The sequence below is a fragment of the Bacillus sp. PS196 genome (assembly GCF_037963555.1).
Taxonomy (GTDB): Bacteria; Bacillota; Bacilli; order Bacillales; family Bacillaceae; genus Bacillus; species Bacillus subtilis.
Map to the genome: position 1 here is coordinate 203,487 of NZ_CP150159.1, position 18,167 is coordinate 221,653.

At 42.1% G+C, this 18,167-nt stretch carries 16 protein-coding genes and 5 tRNA genes; 17 read left to right on the forward strand and 4 right to left on the reverse strand.

The genetic code is table 11. From position 1 onward, the window contains the following. Positions 1–8: 8 nt before the first annotated feature. The 3 genes from murQ to NST79_RS01175 all read right to left on the reverse strand — a co-directional run bounded on the left by murQ (position 9) and on the right by NST79_RS01175 (position 1,983). Complete coding sequence (murQ, locus tag NST79_RS01165) at positions 9–923, reverse strand: N-acetylmuramic acid 6-phosphate etherase (protein ID WP_017694928.1); 915 nt, start codon at positions 921–923, stop codon at positions 9–11. Positions 924–1,032: 109 nt separating this feature from the next. Continuing rightward, complete coding sequence (locus tag NST79_RS01170) at positions 1,033–1,515, reverse strand: GNAT family protein (protein WP_014475628.1); 483 nt, start codon at positions 1,513–1,515, stop codon at positions 1,033–1,035. Positions 1,516–1,527: 12 nt separating this feature from the next. Continuing rightward, positions 1,528–1,983: a DUF523 domain-containing protein gene (locus NST79_RS01175; protein ID WP_021481932.1), complete on the reverse strand. Its 456-nt coding sequence runs from the start codon at positions 1,981–1,983 to the stop codon at positions 1,528–1,530. Between the two features lie 179 nt (positions 1,984–2,162). Between NST79_RS01175 and NST79_RS01180 the strand changes: the two genes are divergently transcribed. From NST79_RS01180 to NST79_RS01235, 12 genes are all read left to right on the forward strand, one after another. Beyond that, positions 2,163–2,237: transfer RNA gene (locus NST79_RS01180), tRNA-Glu, on the forward strand. 3 nt (positions 2,238–2,240) lie between these two features. Further along, positions 2,241–2,316: transfer RNA gene (locus tag NST79_RS01185), tRNA-Val, on the forward strand. A gap of 4 nt (positions 2,317–2,320) precedes the next feature. Beyond that, positions 2,321–2,393, forward strand: a tRNA-Thr gene (locus NST79_RS01190). Between the two features lie 22 nt (positions 2,394–2,415). Then, a tRNA-Tyr gene (locus NST79_RS01195) sits at positions 2,416–2,500 on the forward strand. A 4-nt stretch (positions 2,501–2,504) separates the two neighbouring features. Beyond that, positions 2,505–2,576 (forward strand) — tRNA-Gln (locus tag NST79_RS01200). Positions 2,577–2,806: 230 nt separating this feature from the next. Beyond that, positions 2,807–3,370, forward strand: a complete 564-nt coding sequence (gene sigW, locus NST79_RS01205) for an RNA polymerase sigma factor SigW (RefSeq protein WP_014478649.1) — start codon at positions 2,807–2,809, stop codon at positions 3,368–3,370. Between the two features lie 13 nt (positions 3,371–3,383). Next, a complete protein-coding gene (rsiW, locus tag NST79_RS01210; RefSeq protein WP_015252964.1) occupies positions 3,384–4,010 on the forward strand; it encodes an anti-sigma-W factor RsiW in 627 nt (208 codons plus the stop codon). 160 nt (positions 4,011–4,170) lie between these two features. Then, positions 4,171–4,992, forward strand: coding sequence for a diadenylate cyclase CdaA (cdaA, locus tag NST79_RS01215; RefSeq protein ID WP_003223651.1), 822 nt, complete (start codon positions 4,171–4,173; stop codon positions 4,990–4,992). Continuing rightward, positions 4,985–6,439: a CdaA regulatory protein CdaR gene (cdaR, locus tag NST79_RS01220; RefSeq protein WP_131227045.1), complete on the forward strand. Its 1,455-nt coding sequence runs from the start codon at positions 4,985–4,987 to the stop codon at positions 6,437–6,439. The genes cdaA and cdaR overlap by 8 nt, the downstream gene beginning before the upstream one ends. 18 nt (positions 6,440–6,457) lie before the next feature. Beyond that, positions 6,458–7,804, forward strand: coding sequence for a phosphoglucosamine mutase (glmM, locus tag NST79_RS01225; protein ID WP_069322323.1), 1,347 nt, complete (start codon positions 6,458–6,460; stop codon positions 7,802–7,804). A 433-nt stretch (positions 7,805–8,237) separates the two neighbouring features. Then, on the forward strand, positions 8,238–10,040 hold the full coding sequence (gene glmS / locus NST79_RS01230; RefSeq protein ID WP_015252962.1) for a glutamine--fructose-6-phosphate transaminase (isomerizing): 1,803 nt from the start codon (positions 8,238–8,240) through the stop codon (positions 10,038–10,040). Positions 10,041–10,086: 46 nt separating this feature from the next. Further along, entirely contained in the window at positions 10,087–10,227 is a 141-nt protein-coding gene (locus NST79_RS01235) for a hypothetical protein (RefSeq protein ID WP_015252961.1), read from the forward strand. 280 nt (positions 10,228–10,507) lie between these two features. Here NST79_RS01235 and alkA read toward each other — a convergent pair whose 3' ends face one another. Next, positions 10,508–11,419, reverse strand: a complete 912-nt coding sequence (alkA, locus tag NST79_RS01240) for a DNA glycosylase (RefSeq protein WP_212059268.1) — start codon at positions 11,417–11,419, stop codon at positions 10,508–10,510. Positions 11,420–11,691: 272 nt separating this feature from the next. Between alkA and adaA the strand changes: the two genes are divergently transcribed. From adaA to NST79_RS01265, 5 genes are all read left to right on the forward strand, one after another. Beyond that, positions 11,692–12,327 (forward strand): bifunctional transcriptional activator/DNA repair enzyme AdaA, encoded by a 636-nt coding sequence (gene adaA / locus NST79_RS01245; RefSeq protein ID WP_038428288.1) that lies wholly within the window; start codon positions 11,692–11,694, stop codon positions 12,325–12,327. Continuing rightward, complete coding sequence (gene adaB, locus NST79_RS01250; protein WP_088325225.1) at positions 12,314–12,853, forward strand: methylated-DNA--[protein]-cysteine S-methyltransferase; 540 nt, start codon at positions 12,314–12,316, stop codon at positions 12,851–12,853. Before adaA ends, adaB begins: the two co-directional genes overlap by 14 nt. Before the next feature lie 518 nt (positions 12,854–13,371). Then, positions 13,372–14,889: an NADH dehydrogenase subunit 5 gene (locus tag NST79_RS01255; RefSeq protein WP_212060554.1), complete on the forward strand. Its 1,518-nt coding sequence runs from the start codon at positions 13,372–13,374 to the stop codon at positions 14,887–14,889. A gap of 14 nt (positions 14,890–14,903) precedes the next feature. Further along, positions 14,904–17,516 carry a YbcC family protein gene (locus NST79_RS01260; RefSeq protein WP_212060556.1) on the forward strand — a complete coding sequence of 871 codons (2,613 nt, stop codon included), beginning with the start codon at positions 14,904–14,906 and terminating at the stop codon, positions 17,514–17,516. Between the two features lie 76 nt (positions 17,517–17,592). Beyond that, complete coding sequence (locus NST79_RS01265) at positions 17,593–18,120, forward strand: carbonic anhydrase (RefSeq protein ID WP_041335172.1); 528 nt, start codon at positions 17,593–17,595, stop codon at positions 18,118–18,120. The last annotated feature ends 47 nt before the right edge of the window (positions 18,121–18,167 follow it).

Below are 18,167 nucleotides of genomic sequence, written 5' to 3' on the forward strand. Positions count from 1 at the left end.
TCTCCTTATCATGGATGGTAATGTTCGATTGCTTTGTCAATGAAACCGTTTGCTTCATCGAGTAATGTCTTTGCTTGTTTCTGATCTGTGCTTGTTTTGAGCATGACGATTGCTGTTTTAACGTGATGATCGGCTTGTTCCAGAGTGTATCTGGCTGTGTCGTATGAAGCGTTTGTAAGGCTTTGGATGATGCTGATGGCGCGTTCTTTTAGTTTTTTGTTGCTGACGTTGACGTCTACCATCAAGTTTTCGTAAACCTTGCCGATTTTGACCATTACAGCGGTAGATATCATGTTTAGAATCATTTTATGAGCGGTTGCGGCTTTCATACGTGTTGATCCTGTAATGGCCTCAGGTCCGACGACAACCTCAATGCTGTGATCCGCATCCTTGCTGATGGCGGAATTTTCATTGCAAGTAAGGGCGATGGTGTGTGCTCCGACTTTGCGGGCGTATCTTAGGGCGCCTGCGGCGTAGGGTGTGCGGCCGCTTGCTGCGATGGCAATGACGGTGTCATTTGAAGTGAGCTGTATGTTTCTTAAATCTTCAGCTCCTGCTTCTTCACTGTCTTCAATGCCCTCTGCTGCCTGTAAAAAGGCTTCGGGGCCTCCAGCCATGATTCCGATGACCTGATCTGGGCTTACGCTGTAGGTGGGAGGACATTCAACAGCATCCATGACGCCGAGTCTGCCGCTTGTGCCGGCGCCTGTATATATGAGCCGGCCTCCATTTTGAAACGATTCATATGCGCAGTCTACAGCTGTTTTGATGTCGGGGAGAACCTCCTGAACGGCTGCAGCGACTTTCATATCTTCGTTGTTGATCATTTTAAGGATGCCGAGAGTGTTTGCTTTGTGGATTTCAACTGTTTGGCTATTGCGTGATTCCGTTGTGAGACGGTGAAGGTTTAATGGTTCTGACATGAGGATGCCCCCTGTTTTAAAATGATATATCTCAATATTCAGTATATTCATTTCTGTTATGATATTTCAACTATGTTTTTAAATTTTTGAAATTTTATTTCACTTAAGACTATAAGAAATGATGAAGGATCAACTGTTCTCCAAGCGGCCCGATTCTTCGCCGTCCTTTATCAAGGAACCCGCTTTTCATATAAAGGTGTTTTGCGCGTATGTTCAGATGATTGACGGCCAAGATGATTTCGTCGCACCATGGAAAATATCCGCTCACAAAAGCGGGAAGCAAAAGCATGGCTTTTTTCGCATAGCCTTTTCCGTGATGCACAGCGTTTAAAGACAGGGAGCTGAGCAGTAAAGCAAATGGATTGTTAGAATAGGAAGCAAGCGTTTCTTTTGATGCATGTAAAATGAAAAAACCGACTGGAAGGTCGTCTTTTAAGATAACAACCGGGTATCGGTCCTGTATGCCCAGAGCCTGAGACAGCACCTCTTTCGGGAGGGAGGTAAAGCGTTTGTCATCGTTGGTGAGCGTGAATGATTGGAGCTCGGGCAAGTGTTCAGGCTTATAGAAGGATAAAGAAATGTCTTGAGTCATGGGGTGGCCTCCTTACAAGATGTCGTCAAGCTCGTTTTCCGAAATGACGCGGTAGCCCGCTTGTTTTAACAGTGCGGCGGTTACTCCGCTGCCGGTGATTTTTTTGCCAGAGAATGTGCCGTTATAGATAAAACCGCTTCCGCAAGATGGACTGTTTTCTTTTAATATGACGGCAGAAGCGTTGATTTCTTTTGCGTAAGCCAATGTTTTCGCGGCGCCTTCCATATATAGTTCTGTGACGTCTTCTCCTGAAGCTGTCACGATTTTCGCTGTTCCATTGAGGACATCCTCGCCAGTGCCTCCTATGATTTCTGCGGGTTCGCGGGGGGTAGAGAAGCCGCCGAGAAGTTCAGGGCAAGCCATGACTGCTTTCTTTTCATCGACTAGTTTTCTGATTTTCTCCGACGCTGCGTGAGAGCCGTTATATCTGCATTCAATGCCTCCAAGGCAAGAACTGACTAGTATCATATTGGTTTCTCCTCTCTTGCTTTGCTTGTCTCTATCATAAAATAAATGGCTTTAGTTGGGAGGCTTTTTCAGTTAAAAAAGGAGTTAAAAAGTTTGAAAATAAAAAATTTAATTTTTCTCTTTACAAACAGGGGGTGACCTGTATATAATAACTTTTGTCAGCTCGACGAGAATACAACGGCCCGTTGGTCAAGCGGTTAAGACACCGCCCTTTCACGGCGGTAACACGGGTTCGAATCCCGTACGGGTCACCATTTGGAGGATTAGCTCAGCTGGGAGAGCATCTGCCTTACAAGCAGAGGGTCGGCGGTTCGAGCCCGTCATCCTCCACCATCTTGCCGGTGTAGCTCAATTGGTAGAGCAACTGACTTGTAATCAGTAGGTTGGGGGTTCAAGTCCTCTTGCCGGCACTGTTTTTTCAAAATTTTATGTGGAGGGGTAGCGAAGTGGCTAAACGCGGCGGACTGTAAATCCGCTCCCTCAGGGTTCGGCAGTTCGAATCTGCCCCCCTCCACCATTATTGGGCTATAGCCAAGCGGTAAGGCAACGGACTTTGACTCCGTCATGCGTTGGTTCGAATCCAGCTAGCCCAGTCACAGACACCTTTGATCAAAAGGTGTCTTTTTTCTTTTCGGAAAAATCATTCCAACTTCTAACTGTTCAGTCTGTATAATAATTTTAAAAATATGTTAAGGTAGTTTATTCACGAATTACCATCTACACCCTGCCAAAAATTTGATAAACTTATTTTATAAAAAAATTGAAACCTTTTGAAACGAAGCTCGTATACATACAGACCGGTGAAGGCAGAGGTTAGATAAATATGGAAATGATGATTAAAAAAAGAATTAAACAAGTCAAAAAAGGCGACCAGAATGCATTTGCGGACATTGTAGATATTTACAAAGATAAAATTTATCAGCTTTGCTACCGTATGCTTGGCAATGTGCATGAGGCGGAGGATATTGCACAGGAAGCTTTCATCAGAGCGTACGTTAATATCGACAGTTTTGATATTAACCGGAAATTTTCAACTTGGCTTTATCGAATCGCGACCAATTTGACCATTGACCGCATTCGCAAAAAGAAGCCGGATTATTACCTCGATGCAGAGGTGGCTGGTACGGAAGGCTTGACCATGTATTCTCAAATCGCCGCAGATGGTGTTTTGCCTGAAGATGCAGTTGTGTCGCTGGAGCTCTCAAACACGATACAGCAGAAAATTTTAAAGCTTCCTGACAAATACAGAACAGTCATCGTATTAAAGTATATTGACGAACTCTCATTAATTGAAATCGGGGAGATTCTAAACATTCCTGTGGGGACTGTGAAAACGCGGATTCACAGAGGCAGAGAGGCTCTTAGAAAACAATTAAGGGATCTTTAAGTGGGGTGATGAAATGAGCTGTCCTGAACAAATTGTGCAGCTTATGCATATGCATCTTGATGGAGATATCCTTCCAAAAGATGAACACGTATTAAATGAACATCTGGAGACATGCGAGAAATGCAGAAAGCATTTTTACGAGATGGAGAAATCCATAGCGCTCGTACGGAGCACATCGCATGTCGAAGCCCCCGCGGATTTTACCGCTAATGTCATGGCAAAATTGCCTAAGGAGAAGAAAAGAGCTTCTGTAAAAAGATGGTTCAGAACCCATCCCGTTATCGCAGCTGCTGCGGTATTCATCATTTTGATGGGCGGGGGTTTTTTTAACAGCTGGCATAATGACCACAATTTCAGCGTGTCCAAGCAGCCGAATCTTGTGGTTCATAACCATACTGTGACCGTGCCAGAAGGTGAGACGGTCAAAGGCGATGTCACTGTCAAAAACGGCAAGCTGATTATTAAAGGCAAAATAGACGGGGATGTAACCGTCGTAAACGGCGAAAAGTATATGGCCTCTGCTGGACAAGTCACCGGTCAGATTGAAGAAATCAATCAATTATTCGACTGGACATGGTACAAGATGAAGTCTGCGGGGAAAAGTGTACTCGATGCATTCAGTCCGAACGGAGAAGAGTAAAGCGCGTTAGCCGCTTTGCTCTTTTTTTGCGGGCTGAGAGGGCTGGCACATTTCACTTGCTAAATCGAAATGTGGTATAATGGGCTCGCTATGTAAAGTACATATGCGTAACACGTAAAACACAAAATACGAAATGACTGAAATCTTGGAGGACGAGGAAATGGCTTTTGAGGATATCCCTTTTTTGCAGTACCTCGGCAATGCCGTTGATATTCTCCTTGTTTGGTATGTGATATATAAATTGATTATGGTGATACGCGGCACGAAAGCGGTTCAGCTGTTAAAAGGAATTGTAGTCATCGTGCTTGTTCGTATGGCCAGCCAATATTTGGGCCTCAGCACACTTCAATGGCTGATGGACCAAGCGATAACATGGGGATTTTTAGCAATTATTATTATTTTTCAGCCTGAGCTGAGAAGAGCGCTTGAACAGCTAGGCCGCGGCCGCTTTTTTTCGAGGAGCGGCACGCCTGTTGAAGAAGCGCAGCAGAAAACGATTGAGGCCATTACAAAAGCGATCAATTATATGGCGAAACGCCGTATAGGCGCCTTGCTTACCATTGAGCGGGATACTGGAATGGGGGATTATATTGAGACCGGCATACCACTGAATGCCAAAGTCAGCTCTGAGCTGCTGATCAATATTTTTATCCCAAACACCCCGCTTCATGACGGTGCGGTGATTATGAAAAATAATGAAATTGCCGCGGCCGCCTGTTATCTGCCGCTTTCTGAGAGCCCGTTTATTTCAAAAGAACTGGGCACGCGGCACAGAGCAGCTGTCGGTATCAGTGAAGTAACAGACAGTTTGACGATTATTGTGTCTGAAGAGACTGGCGGCGTCAGTGTGGCAAAGAACGGCGACCTTCACAGAGAGCTTACAGAAGAAGCGCTGAAAGAAATGCTTGAAGCCGAGTTTAAGAAAAACACCAGAGACACTTCTTCTAACCGCTGGTATTGGAGGGGCAAGAAAAATGGATAAATTCTTAAACAACCGCTGGGCTGTGAAAATCATTGCTCTGCTTTTCGCGCTCTTGCTTTATGTGGCGGTTAACAGCAACCAAGCACCGACTCCGAAAAAACCGGGTGAATCTTTCTTTCCGACATCAACAACTGATGAAGCAACTCTGACTGATATTCCGGTTAAAGCGTATTATGATGATGAAAATTACGTCGTAACGGGTGTTCCGCAAACGGTTAATGTCACGATAAAAGGCTCGACAAGCGCCGTGAAAAAGGCTCGGCAGACCAAAAACTTTGAAATATATGCCGATATGGAACATTTGAAAACCGGCACACATAAGGTTGAGCTTAAGGCCAAAAACGTGTCGGATGGGCTGACAATCTCAATTAATCCGTCTGTTACGACAGTGACCATTCAGGAACGGACGACCAAAAGTTTTCCCGTAGAAGTGGAGTACTACAACAAAAGCAAGATGAAAAAAGGCTATTCTCCGGAGCAGCCGATTGTCAGTCCGAAAAATGTGCAGATTACCGGATCGAAAAATGTCATCGATAATATTTCTCTTGTAAAAGCTTCAGTGAATTTGGAAAACGCAGATGAAACGATTGAAAAGGAAGCGAAAGTGACTGTCTATGATAAAGACGGAAACGCGCTTCCTGTCGACGTGGAGCCCTCGGTCATCAAGATTACCGTTCCGGTGACAAGCCCGAGTAAAAAAGTGCCCTTTAAAATTGAACGGACAGGAAGCCTTCCTGACGGTGTCAGCATAGCGAATATTGAATCCAGCCCCAGTGAGGTAACGGTTTACGGCTCACAGGATGTGTTGGATTCTCTTGAATTTATTGACGGCGTCAGCTTAGATTTAAGTAAAATTAACAAGGATTCCGATATCGAGGCAGATATTCCGCTTCCTGACGGTGTCAAAAAAATCTCACCGTCAAAGGTGACTTTGCATATAGAAGTCGATAGTGAAGCGGATCAGAAGTTCGAGAATGTCCCTATCAAGACTGTAGGGCTGAGCAGCTCACAAAACATTGAATTTCTTGATCCTGAATCACAAGCGATAGATGTAACGGCTAAAGGCTCTCCCACGAATATAAAAAAGCTGAAAAAATCAGATATTGAATTGTATGTGAATGTTTCAGATTTAGAGGACGGGGAGCATAGCGTGAAGCTTGAAGTGAACGGGCCACAGAATGTAACTTGGTCCTTGGGGCGGAAAAACGCCAAAATCAAGCTGACGTCTAAGAAAAGCAATACATCAACGAATGATAACAGCAGCAATACATCAGGGAACCAGGATGACACAGATAAACAAACAAATGATCAAAAGAACAATCAGCAAGAAGATACAAAGAACACTGATAAAAACAACAACGATCAAAACCAAGACGAAAATAAAGATCAAAACCAAGATCAGGATGAGGATGAATCCACTGCGAATTCACAATCCTCATCGGAATAAAAAAGGAGCGATTATAAAATGGGCAAGTATTTTGGAACAGACGGTGTAAGAGGTGTCGCCAATAGTGAGCTTACACCTGAGCTGGCCTTTAAAGTCGGACGTTTCGGCGGTTATGTGCTGACAAAAGACAAACAACGTCCAAAAGTGCTGATAGGCCGCGATACACGCATCTCCGGCCATATGCTGGAGGGAGCCCTTGTCGCCGGACTTTTATCCATTGGCGCAGAAGTCATGCGCCTGGGTGTCATTTCTACACCAGGTGTATCTTATTTGACAAAAGCGATGGATGCAGAGGCGGGCGTCATGATTTCCGCTTCTCATAACCCAGTGCAGGATAACGGCATCAAATTCTTTGGGGGAGATGGATTTAAGCTTTCTGATGAACAGGAGGCTGAAATTGAGCGCCTGATGGACGAACCTGAGGATAAGCTGCCAAGACCTGTCGGAGCAGACCTTGGACTTGTAAACGATTATTTTGAAGGCGGACAAAAATATCTGCAATTCTTAAAACAGACAGCTGATGAAGATTTCACAGGCATTCATGTGGCATTGGACTGTGCCCATGGCGCAACGTCATCCTTGGCGACACACCTGTTTGCTGATTTAGATGCAGATGTTTCTACAATGGGGACTTCCCCGAACGGATTAAACATTAATGACGGCGTCGGTTCGACTCATCCCGAAGCGCTCAGCGCGTTTGTCAAAGAGAAAAACGCGGATCTTGGTCTTGCGTTCGACGGTGACGGCGACCGCCTGATTGCTGTCGATGAAAAAGGAAATATTGTAGACGGCGACCAAATCATGTACATATGCTCAAAACATCTGAAATCAGAGGGCCGTTTAAAGGATGATACTTTGGTTTCAACCGTGATGAGCAACCTCGGCTTCTATAAGGCGCTCGAAAAAGAAGGCATCAAAAGCGTACAGACATCTGTCGGCGACCGCTACGTAGTAGAAGCAATGAAAAAAGACGGCTACAACGTCGGCGGAGAGCAGTCAGGACATCTTATTTTCCTTGATTACAACACGACAGGGGACGGATTATTGTCTGCTATTATGCTGATGAACACTTTGAAAGCCACAGGCAAGCCACTGTCAGAGCTTGCAGCTGAAATGCAGAAGTTCCCGCAGCTGTTAGTCAATGTGAGAGTGACTGATAAATATAAAGTTGAAGAAAATGAAAAAGTAAAAGCAGTTATTTCTGAAGTTGAAAAAGAAATGAACGGCGACGGCCGGATTTTGGTGCGCCCTTCAGGAACTGAACCGCTCGTCCGTGTCATGGCTGAAGCGAAGACGAAAGAGCTGTGCGATGAGTATGTCAATCGCATTGTTGAAGTCGTCCGGTCAGAAATGGGATTAGAGTAACGAAGTCTATTATCAGAGAGTGAACAAGACAAGCGAGGATTACATAAGATAATTGTGAGACATACGGCAAAGTTGTTTAAAAAACAATTGACCGTTTATGCCACATGTTGTAAAATCAAGCTTGTCTTGTTCTTATTTTCTCAATAGGAAAAGAAGACGGGATTATTGCTTTACCTATAATTATAGCGCCCGAACTAAGCGCCCGGAAAAAGGCTTAGTTGACGAGGATGGAGGTTATCGAATTTTCGGCGGATGCCTCCCGGCTGAGTGTGCAGATCACAGCCGTAAGGATTTCTTCAAACCAAGGGGGTGACTCCTTGAACAAAGAGAAATCACATGATCTTCCAAAAAACATGTAGGAGGGGACGATTGAAAGTCCCCTTGAAATTTGACTTTCTTCGTCTCCTTTTACAATCTTAGGAGGAAGAAAAATATGTGTGGAATCGTAGGTTATATCGGTCAGCTTGATGCGAAGGAAATTTTATTAAAAGGGTTAGAGAAGCTTGAGTATCGCGGTTATGACTCTGCTGGTATTGCTGTTGCCAACGAACAGGGAATCCATGTGTTCAAAGAAAAAGGACGCATTGCAGATCTTCGTGAAGTTGTGGATGCCAATGTAGAAGCGAAAGCCGGAATTGGGCATACTCGCTGGGCTACACACGGCGAACCAAGCTATCTGAACGCTCACCCGCATCAAAGCGCACTGGGACGCTTTACACTTGTTCATAACGGCGTGATCGAGAACTATGTTCAGCTGAAGCAAGAGTATTTGCAAGATGTAGAGCTCAAAAGTGACACCGATACAGAAGTAGTCGTTCAAGTAATCGAGCAATTCGTCAATGGAGGACTTGAGACAGAAGAAGCGTTCCGCAAAACACTTACTCTGTTAAAAGGCTCTTATGCAATTGCTTTATTCGATAACGACAACAGAGAAACGATTTTTGTAGCGAAAAACAAAAGCCCTCTATTAGTAGGTCTTGGAGATACATTCAACGTCGTAGCATCTGATGCAATGGCGATGCTTCAAGTAACCAACGAATATGTTGAGCTGATGGATAAAGAAATGGTTATCGTCACTGATGACCAAGTTGTCATCAAAAACCTTGATGGTGACGTGATTACACGTGCGTCTTATATTGCTGAGCTTGATGCCAGTGATATCGAAAAAGGCACGTACCCTCACTACATGTTGAAAGAAACGGATGAGCAGCCTGTTGTTATGCGCAAAATCATCCAAACGTATCAAGATGAAAACGGCAAGCTGTCTGTGCCTGGTGATATCGCTGCCGCTGTAGCGGAAGCGGACCGCATCTATATCATTGGCTGCGGAACAAGCTACCATGCAGGACTTGTCGGTAAACAATATATTGAAATGTGGGCAAACGTGCCGGTTGAAGTGCATGTAGCGAGTGAATTCTCCTACAACATGCCGCTTCTGTCTAAGAAACCGCTCTTCATTTTCCTTTCTCAAAGCGGAGAAACAGCAGACAGCCGCGCGGTTCTCGTTCAAGTCAAAGCACTCGGACACAAAGCCCTGACAATCACAAACGTACCTGGATCAACGCTTTCTCGTGAAGCTGACTATACATTGCTGCTTCATGCAGGCCCTGAGATCGCTGTTGCGTCAACGAAAGCATACACTGCACAAATTGCAGTTCTTGCGGTTCTTGCTTCTGTGGCTGCTGACAAAAACGGCATCGATATCGGATTTGACCTCGTCAAAGAACTCGGTATCGCTGCAAACGCAATGGAAGCTCTATGCGACCAGAAAGACGAAATGGAAATGATCGCCCGTGAATACCTGACTGTATCCAGAAACGCTTTCTTCATCGGACGCGGCCTTGACTACTTCGTATGTGTCGAAGGCGCACTGAAGCTGAAAGAGATTTCTTACATCCAGGCAGAAGGTTTTGCCGGCGGTGAGCTAAAGCACGGAACGATTGCCTTGATCGAACAAGGAACACCAGTATTCGCACTGGCAACTCAAGAGCACGTAAACCTAAGCATCCGCGGAAACGTCAAAGAAGTTGCCGCTCGCGGAGCAAACACATGCATCATCTCACTGAAAGGCCTAGACGATGCGGATGACAGATTCGTACTGCCGGAAGTAAACCCAGCACTTGCTCCGTTGGTATCTGTTGTTCCATTGCAGCTGATCGCTTACTATGCTGCACTGCATCGCGGCTGTGATGTTGATAAACCGCGTAACCTTGCGAAGAGTGTTACTGTGGAGTAATAAATGTTTAACCCCTTTGGATAAGATTGTCTAAAGGGGTGTTTTTATGTCCAAAAGAGAAAGAACGTCTACAGTGGAAAAATGGATTAAAGAAGGTGATGCTACAGGACTCGACTATCTATCGGCCATGGCTATAGATTTAAGATGTTTCCACATTAGGTCGGTTAACGAGGTTAAAAGTCATTAAGACTTGGAGAGAAACTGCTTTTGCCTAACTGAGTTTTCTGATGTTAATACAGATATAAGAGAGCAGTTCCTCATTAAGATACGCTTTTGATAGCAGTTGGAATTTAGCATGCTAGAAATCCGAAAATCGAAGAGCCTATTGGAATGATAACGTGTTTTTTTATTGTCAATTAATAAAGGCAAAAGAATTCTAGAAGTCGCACTTACAATGTACTTGTGAGATTAGGTTTTAAAGTTCATCCTTTTTTTATTGAGTACATTCCGGTTTAAGTTGAAATGATTCAGTAAAGGACACGCCATAAATAAAAGGTAGCGTATGACTCCCATTTTTTCCATGAAAACGATATTTCTAAGATTTCATCTATCGTAGGCTTTCGATTCATATTACGTAATATTTTTATCGAACGAATTAGACACACATCATCGATTGGAAAAGCTGTCGGGAACCTAAGGCAGCGCATTAGAACATAATTGGCTGTCCAAGGACCGATTCCTCGTATTTTAATTAAGTTTTTTTCAGCATCTTTAAAGTTCATTTTCATTAATTTTTCCCTCGATAATTCTCCACTTGCCATTAATCTGGCTATTCCAATGATATATTCACTTTTTTTTACCGTCATTTTAATATCTGCCAGGTCGGTAGGGGTTAACCGTGCAATTCGTTCGTACGGTAGGAACACCCAATACTTTTTACCATTCCATTCAATAGAATCGCCAAATGCTTCTACAAATTGCTTCTTTAAGGAGTACGCGAAGGCTAAGTTAATTTGTTGTCCTAAAACTCCCCAACATAAAGCTTCAAATAAATCGGGAATGCCGATCACTCGCAACCCATAAAATTTTCGGGCAGGCATTTTAAGTAATGGATCTGCTTTTGCCAATTCATAAAATGGAGTTAAATCGTTATCAAGATCAAACCATTCATGAATATATTTTACAATCTCTTCCCGTTTCCACTGCTCAACAGGTCTAGAATCGTTTAGGAATTGAACAATCATTTGTTTATTATTGATTACGCTTACCTGCACTAAGGACCGAATTTCCCCAATGGCTATAACTTTTGTAATGATATTGTTCTCTATTTCATACATACATTCATTTTTTTCCCTGGTTAGGTAGCCTAGGTTCGCATTCATGTCGAAAATTTCAGGTAATGTAATGACAATAACATCATTGACTTCATGCCATGCCACTTTTTCATTCTCCTTATCTTAAATAATTATATGAAAACTCACGCTGGTTGAAATTAGTTTATCACATAATCATCTTTACTCATTTTGTTATCTTGCTATTACATTCTAACCATCTTATTTTTTTCTATTTATGAGGTTATAGTGTAGTTATCAAGAATGCTAAACGGGAGTAGATAAAAATGGCCCAAGATATAAAAAACGCGTGTCGAAAATTTAAATTGGGATTCAATTCAAAATGAATTAGATGAGCCATGTAAGGAGAGGTGAGATAAATGCCGGATAGTATCAATAACGGACATAAAGAGAGCCATGATCATAGAATTTCGAATGATGTAGAAATGATAACAGATGAAAAGTGGCAAGCAATTATAAATAATGATGCAGCGTACAATAATCAATTTTTCTACGCTGTAAAGTCGACAGGGGTATTCTGTAAACCATCCTGTAAATCTCGTGTTCCGAAAAAAGAAAATGTATGCATTTTTCCAAACGCAGAACAAGCTCTCCGCGCAAATTTTCGCCCTTGTAAACGTTGCAAGCCCACTAATGAAAAAATGCCTGATAGCGAGTGGGTTGATTTAATTACTGAATACATTGATAAAAATTTCACAGAAAAATTAACGCTAGAATCGTTAGCAGATATTTGTCATGGGAGTCCGTATCATATGCATCGAACATTTAAAAAGATTAAAGGCATTACGCTGGTTGAGTATATACAACAAGTTAGAGTACACGCGGCTAAAAAGTATTTGATTCAGACAAATAAATCGATTGGAGATATCGCTATATGTGTGGGTATAGCTAACGCGCCTTATTTTATTACTTTATTTAAAAAGAAAACTGGACAGACACCAGCACAATTTCGTCAAATGAGTAAAATGGAGGAAACGTACAATGGAAACAAATAAACCAACCCTTTATTGGTCTTTACTAATGTTCAAGAATTGGAATTTTTATATTGCTTCAACTTTAAAGGGGCTTGTGTTTGTAGGTTCACAGAACAAACCAATCGAGGAATTGTTCGAATGGGCTAGGAAACGCTTTCCGGGAAGTCTTCTTGTTGAAGATGATGATAAGCTTGAACCCTATGCCGTTGAAATCACTCAATATCTAGAAGGAAAGCGGAAAAACTTTACTGTTCCAGTTGAGTACGCCGGTACGCAATTTCAGCTAGCAGTCTGGAATGCACTTTGTGAAATTCCTTATGGACAGACGAAATCCTATTCCGACATTGCAAATGAAATAAATAAACCAGCAGCTGTTCGTGCTGTAGGTGCGGCTATTGGGGCTAATCCGGTATTAATTACTGTACCGTGCCATCGTGTAATAGGAAAGAATGGCTCATTAACTGGCTATCGGGGCGGATTCGAAATGAAGACACTGCTCCTCGATCTGGAAAAGCGAGCTTCATCTGAAATGGATGTTCCTCATTGAAAGTGAATCATCTATAATAGGGTGGATTCTTTTAGAGGAAAGTAAAGACCAGTTTACTGATAAACTTGACAACTTTTAAAATTTAGCATATCTTATACGTAACTTAATAATCGATGCAGATGTTTATTTTTCCTTTTAAAATATGTAGGCCTTTAGCATTCTTTTCATATTTAATTTTAAATATTGACAGGATGAAAAAGTATCCTAATAAAAAAGGAAGAGAACATGAGTCGATTTATTTGATAATCAGGACTATATTAAAGGAAATGAAAACATAGCATAAAGTAAAGACCAATAATAAGGTAGCACTTCAAAAAACTTCGCTGAAGTTAGTTGAAGTGAAGCCGACAATTTTCAGGATTCAATGATCTAACATAATCATTGAAATTTTGAAGTTGTCGGCTTTTTTGTTGGAAAAAAATAGAGATAAATAAAAATTGAAATAAATAATAGACAAATATGATCTGATTGAAAGGTCTTTTGACCAATAATGAGTTTTAAAAAAGGGAGAATTTAGAATGTTAGTTTCGCTGAGTTTGTCATCATTATTAACATTATTTTTTATTATGCTTATGGCTTCTGGGATTAGTGGACTATTGTTTTTACATCCGCGTGTACCCTTGAGTTTTGTCCGCATTCATATTGGGATCTTGGCTTTACCACTTTTGGTTTCCTTACTGATTCTTGCCAATAGTGGTGTGAGTGGAAATGTTGGCCCTTGGCACTTAGATTCCTTAGCTTGTTTAATGACTTTCTTTGTTCTTGCAATTGGATTCATCATTCAGCGTTTTTCTGTACGTTACTTAATGGGGGATCGATCTTATCGAAAATATTTTACGCTTTTTACTTTCACAACAGGAGCTGCTTCAATGACATGGTTAAGTGGTGATCTCCGCTTGATGGTTCTATTTTGGGGAGCAACTCTTGTTGGTTTAACCTTACTTATAAGGTTAAACAGTGCTTGGCAAGTGGCTAGTGAAGCAGCCAAAATTTCTGGCCGATTATTTTTGTTAAGTTGGTTTTCTTTGTTTTTTGCGATGATGTTGCTTTTTCATGCCACAGGTCAATGGCAGTTATCATTGGTTGTAACAAATGAAAGTTTAGCTGGGCTGGGAGAATGGGAGAGAACAGGGATTCAGCTATTGATTGTATTAGCAGTGATTATTCCTGCAGCTCAATGGCCGTTCCAAAGATGGTTGGTTGAGTCTATTGTTGCTCCAACCCCAGTTTCTGCAATTATGCATGCAGGTTTAGTAAATGCTGGAGGAATAATACTAACTCGATTTTCACCTCTATTTCATGGTGGTATCGCTTCGATTATCTTACTTCTGCTTGCTAGCATTTCTGTATTGATTGGAACTGGAATTAGTTTAGTCCAGGTTGATTATAAACGCCAGTTAGTAGGCTCCACGATTGGACAAATGGGGTTTATGCTCATTCAGTGTGCATTAGGCGCCTATATAGCAGCCATTATTCATCTTATTTTACATGGTTTATTCAAAGCTACGTTGTTTCTACAAGCTGGTTCAGCAGTAGGGCGTCATGAAGTATCGGCTCGCACTAATGAAAGAACATCCTATTTATGGGCCATGGCTGGTCGGATTTTATCCTTAGTTATAGGTGTTGCTTTTTGGCTCACTGCTCCTGGGGACGGGTATCACTTAATCAGTGCGCTGATCTTAGGGTGGTCATTGTCCGTTTCTTGGACTCAGCTTGTCGCTTTTGGAGAGGGCCGAATTGGCCGAATTGCCGGCTTAACTGTTTTAGGAGGAGCAGCCCTCGTATATTTTATCATTCATCACCTTTTCTATAAGTGGCTGCATACAACCATTTTTCAAAGTGTTCAACCTCCAATGTCAGCTGTCATGATTGTCGTATGTCTCTTACTATTTGGCAGTGCTTTAGGTACGTGGGTTGCTCGTCATCGTTCTTCCGTTTTTTTCGCGGTACTCTATCTTTGGTTAGTTCGATTAGGTGAAGCAAAACCAAAGTCAGTAGAGAGTCACCCAGACTACCTTAAACAATATATTTCATAAGGAGCTAATCTGAGATGGGCATTACATCCGTATTAACGAAAGATAGTGTAAACAAGATAGATACAGATATTGATGTTCAAGAAAGGGATCTTAACGTTTTCATTACATCTGCCAGCCGAGTGATTGCGCCACTTTGGCCTATTTCTACATTTGCTGCACGTAATCCGTGGATGGGACTTGAAAACCAACCTTTTGATCAGGTTGCAAGTTGGTTGAAAAACACTCGTGATGTTGATATATACCCTAGTGCGTCTATGATCCGTTCAGCAAAGAATAAAGGTGAGATTGATGAAGATTTTGTGGAAATGGGGCTGCAGCGTTGGCTTGATTCACATTCCTATCACATTCCACGGGACGTGGCAGAGCGATTTTGTCATGCTGCATTAAAGTTAGATCCCCTGCCTTCCGACCTTTTATCATCACATGAGCTGGAGAAATTAGTAGGTGAATGTAGTGGATTGGATCATATCGAGAATGTGTTTATGCAGCCACTAAGTTCGTATATAGAGAATCAAGATGGTGAAAGGCTAGTCAATATACTAGATCATCATGTCATTAAATGGAGTAAATTATATCTTGATGACTCTCAAGCAGGCTGGACAATGCCTAATCGTGAGGAAGGTTTCTATCGTGCTTGGCAGCATCTCATTCAATATGATCCAGCACTTAGTAAAAAGCAGCGAGAAAGGTTAAAAGGTTGGCCGAAAGAGGCACATTTGGCTTTACAGGAAGCCTTATTCGCACTAGAAATCCCAGAGTCAGAAATCCAGACTTATCTTGAAGGTCATTTACTTTCATTACCTGGATGGGCAGGGATGATGCTTTGGCGCTCCCAGCAATCGAGCCACGAACATGCACTCCTAACAGAATACTTAGCGGTTCGAATATCCATGGAGTGGGCTCTTATAAAGCCATACTTACCTTTGAATGAACGATCTAAGAAAACAATTTCAATTGCTCCCCTTATAGCAGCTTGGATTCATTGGGGTGGGCTTACATTAGAAGAATGGTCACAGATGACGGCCATTGAACAAAACGAATATTTATCATTTGCCTACAGCTTTGATGAGAAACTTCGCAAGAAACTTTGGTTAGAAGCTTGGGAACAAACGTACACTGATCGATTAAGCCAGAAGATCATCTCGAAACAACGTGAAACCGGCGGTGAAAAATCTGCATTAGCTCAATTAGCATTCTGCATCGATGTACGATCAGAACCTTTTCGTCGTCAACTAGAAAAAGAAGGCCCGTTTGAAACGATTGGTATTGCTGGTTTCTTCGGGGTGCCGGTTGCAACTTGTGAACTTGGCAGTAAACACAGTCATGCTTCCTTGCCGATCATACAAAAACCGCAAAATAAAATAAAAGAGTTCGCAGATGAGGATGTATTCAAAAAATACAATCAACGGAAGCAAGCAATTCATTCTTTAAGCCATACCTTTAAAACGATGAAGCAGAATGCGCTTTCGAGCTTACTACTGCCTGAGCTAAGCGGACCTTGGCTTACTCTGCAAATGGCAGCCCGTAGCTTTGTGCCAAGAAAGGCGGGTCGTTTCATTCGTAATCTCCGTGAGGCTTGGTTACGCAAACCTGATACAAAACTCTCGCTTCATCATGATGCTACAGAGGCAGAAATACCTGTGGGTTTTACTGATGAAGAAAAAGTGAACTATGCTCGCCAAGCATTAAAAATGATGGGGTTAACAGAGAACATCGCACCATTGGTCGTAATTTGCGGGCATGGCAGTCAAAGCACTAATAATCCTTATTCTGCAGCCCTTGATTGTGGTGCCTGCGGTGGAGCGGCCGGTGGATTCAATGCAAGAGTTTTAGCTGCTTTATGTAATCTATCAGAGGTACGAGAAGCTCTTTTAGCTGAAGGAATTAAAATTCCTGAGGATACGGTTTTTGCAGCAGCTGAACATAATACAACAGTAGATGAATTACATTGGCTTTATGTACCAGAGCTTTCCGAAGCTGCACAAGAAGCATTTGAACAAATTGAAGCCGTTATGCCGAAAGTGAGACATCATGTAAACGCAGAACGTCTAGCCCAATTACCGAATTTCCAATCGAAGCTAAAAAATCCGAAGGCTGAGGCAAACCGATTTGCGGAAGATTGGAGTGAGATACGTCCGGAATGGGGACTGGCTCGTAATGCCGCTTTTATTATCGGTAAACGTGAACTAACTCAGGATTGTGATTTGGAAGGCAGAGCCTTTCTCCATAATTATGATTGGAAGCAGGATGAAAGCGGTGAACTCCTAGCAAATATTATTGCAGGACCTGGAACTGTAGCCCAATGGATTAATTTACAATATTACGCATCAACGGTAGCACCTCATTATTATGGCAGCGGAAATAAAGCAACTCAAACCGTTACTGCAGGTCTCGGCGTTATGCAGGGGAATGCAAGCGACTTGTTAGCCGGACTGCCTTGGCAATCCGTCATGGAATCAGATCACGAGGCCTATCATTCTCCTCTTCGTTTATTGATACTCATCCAAGCACCTAGAGAATATGTAGAACGGTTATTAAATAATGATTCAGCATTTCTGCAAAAAGTTCAAAATGGATGGGTCCGATTGGCTAGTCTTGATCCAGAAGGATGTTGGGAAAGCTGGTAATGATGAATCTAAGCATTTATCAAATGGATTTGTTATTCAAAATAAAAATGATAAACATAAGGAAGAGGTGTGCTGTATGAATGTAAACCAAAATAAAAAAGTATTATTTTTGACGGATATTGAAAACGGTTTGGAGCCTATTTTACAAGAAGCGACTAACACTTCTGCAGAGAATATGTTGACTATACAAAGCTATGGTGCCGGTATTTCACATCCTTATGGAGAAATCATGAGGTCTGTTATTTTTGCGATTTACCAGGAAGATGTTGAGGAGATTTTTGTAGTAGGAACAAAAGATAAGAAGACTTCCGCAGGTAATGGACTAACTCAACTTGAAACAATGAAAGATAAAATACAAACATTGGATTATCTTTTTCAAAATTGCAAGCCTGAATTTTTAGGTGGTACGGTCGATGAATGGCTAAATGAAAATAGCAGTGACACCATTGAAAAAAGTGTTGATATGATTCGACATCATCCCCTAGTGCCGTCATATGTTAAAGTTAGAGGTTTATTCGTTCATCATAAGGATGGAAAACCCTCAATCGTGGAGGTTCCTGATGTTAAAACAGGTCAAGCCTTACCTGATCATTGCTTGTCATGATGAAATGCAGGTCTAACTTCTAAACGCACCCATATATGGAGAAAGCA

Coding starts and splice junctions, on each gene's coding strand:
- murQ (WP_017694928.1), bottom strand. CDS start 923: ATGTCAGAACCATTAAACCTTCACCGTCTCACAACGGAATCACGCAAT.
- NST79_RS01170 (WP_014475628.1), bottom strand. CDS start 1,515: ATGACTCAAGACATTTCTTTATCCTTCTATAAGCCTGAACACTTGCCC.
- NST79_RS01175 (WP_021481932.1), bottom strand. CDS start 1,983: ATGATACTAGTCAGTTCTTGCCTTGGAGGCATTGAATGCAGATATAAC.
- sigW (WP_014478649.1), top strand. CDS start 2,807: ATGGAAATGATGATTAAAAAAAGAATTAAACAAGTCAAAAAAGGCGAC.
- rsiW (WP_015252964.1), top strand. CDS start 3,384: ATGAGCTGTCCTGAACAAATTGTGCAGCTTATGCATATGCATCTTGAT.
- cdaA (WP_003223651.1), top strand. CDS start 4,171: ATGGCTTTTGAGGATATCCCTTTTTTGCAGTACCTCGGCAATGCCGTT.
- cdaR (WP_131227045.1), top strand. CDS start 4,985: ATGGATAAATTCTTAAACAACCGCTGGGCTGTGAAAATCATTGCTCTG.
- glmM (WP_069322323.1), top strand. CDS start 6,458: ATGGGCAAGTATTTTGGAACAGACGGTGTAAGAGGTGTCGCCAATAGT.
- glmS (WP_015252962.1), top strand. CDS start 8,238: ATGTGTGGAATCGTAGGTTATATCGGTCAGCTTGATGCGAAGGAAATT.
- NST79_RS01235 (WP_015252961.1), top strand. CDS start 10,087: ATGTCCAAAAGAGAAAGAACGTCTACAGTGGAAAAATGGATTAAAGAA.
- adaA (WP_038428288.1), top strand. CDS start 11,692: ATGCCGGATAGTATCAATAACGGACATAAAGAGAGCCATGATCATAGA.
- adaB (WP_088325225.1), top strand. CDS start 12,314: ATGGAAACAAATAAACCAACCCTTTATTGGTCTTTACTAATGTTCAAG.
- NST79_RS01255 (WP_212060554.1), top strand. CDS start 13,372: ATGTTAGTTTCGCTGAGTTTGTCATCATTATTAACATTATTTTTTATT.
- NST79_RS01260 (WP_212060556.1), top strand. CDS start 14,904: ATGGGCATTACATCCGTATTAACGAAAGATAGTGTAAACAAGATAGAT.
- NST79_RS01265 (WP_041335172.1), top strand. CDS start 17,593: ATGAATGTAAACCAAAATAAAAAAGTATTATTTTTGACGGATATTGAA.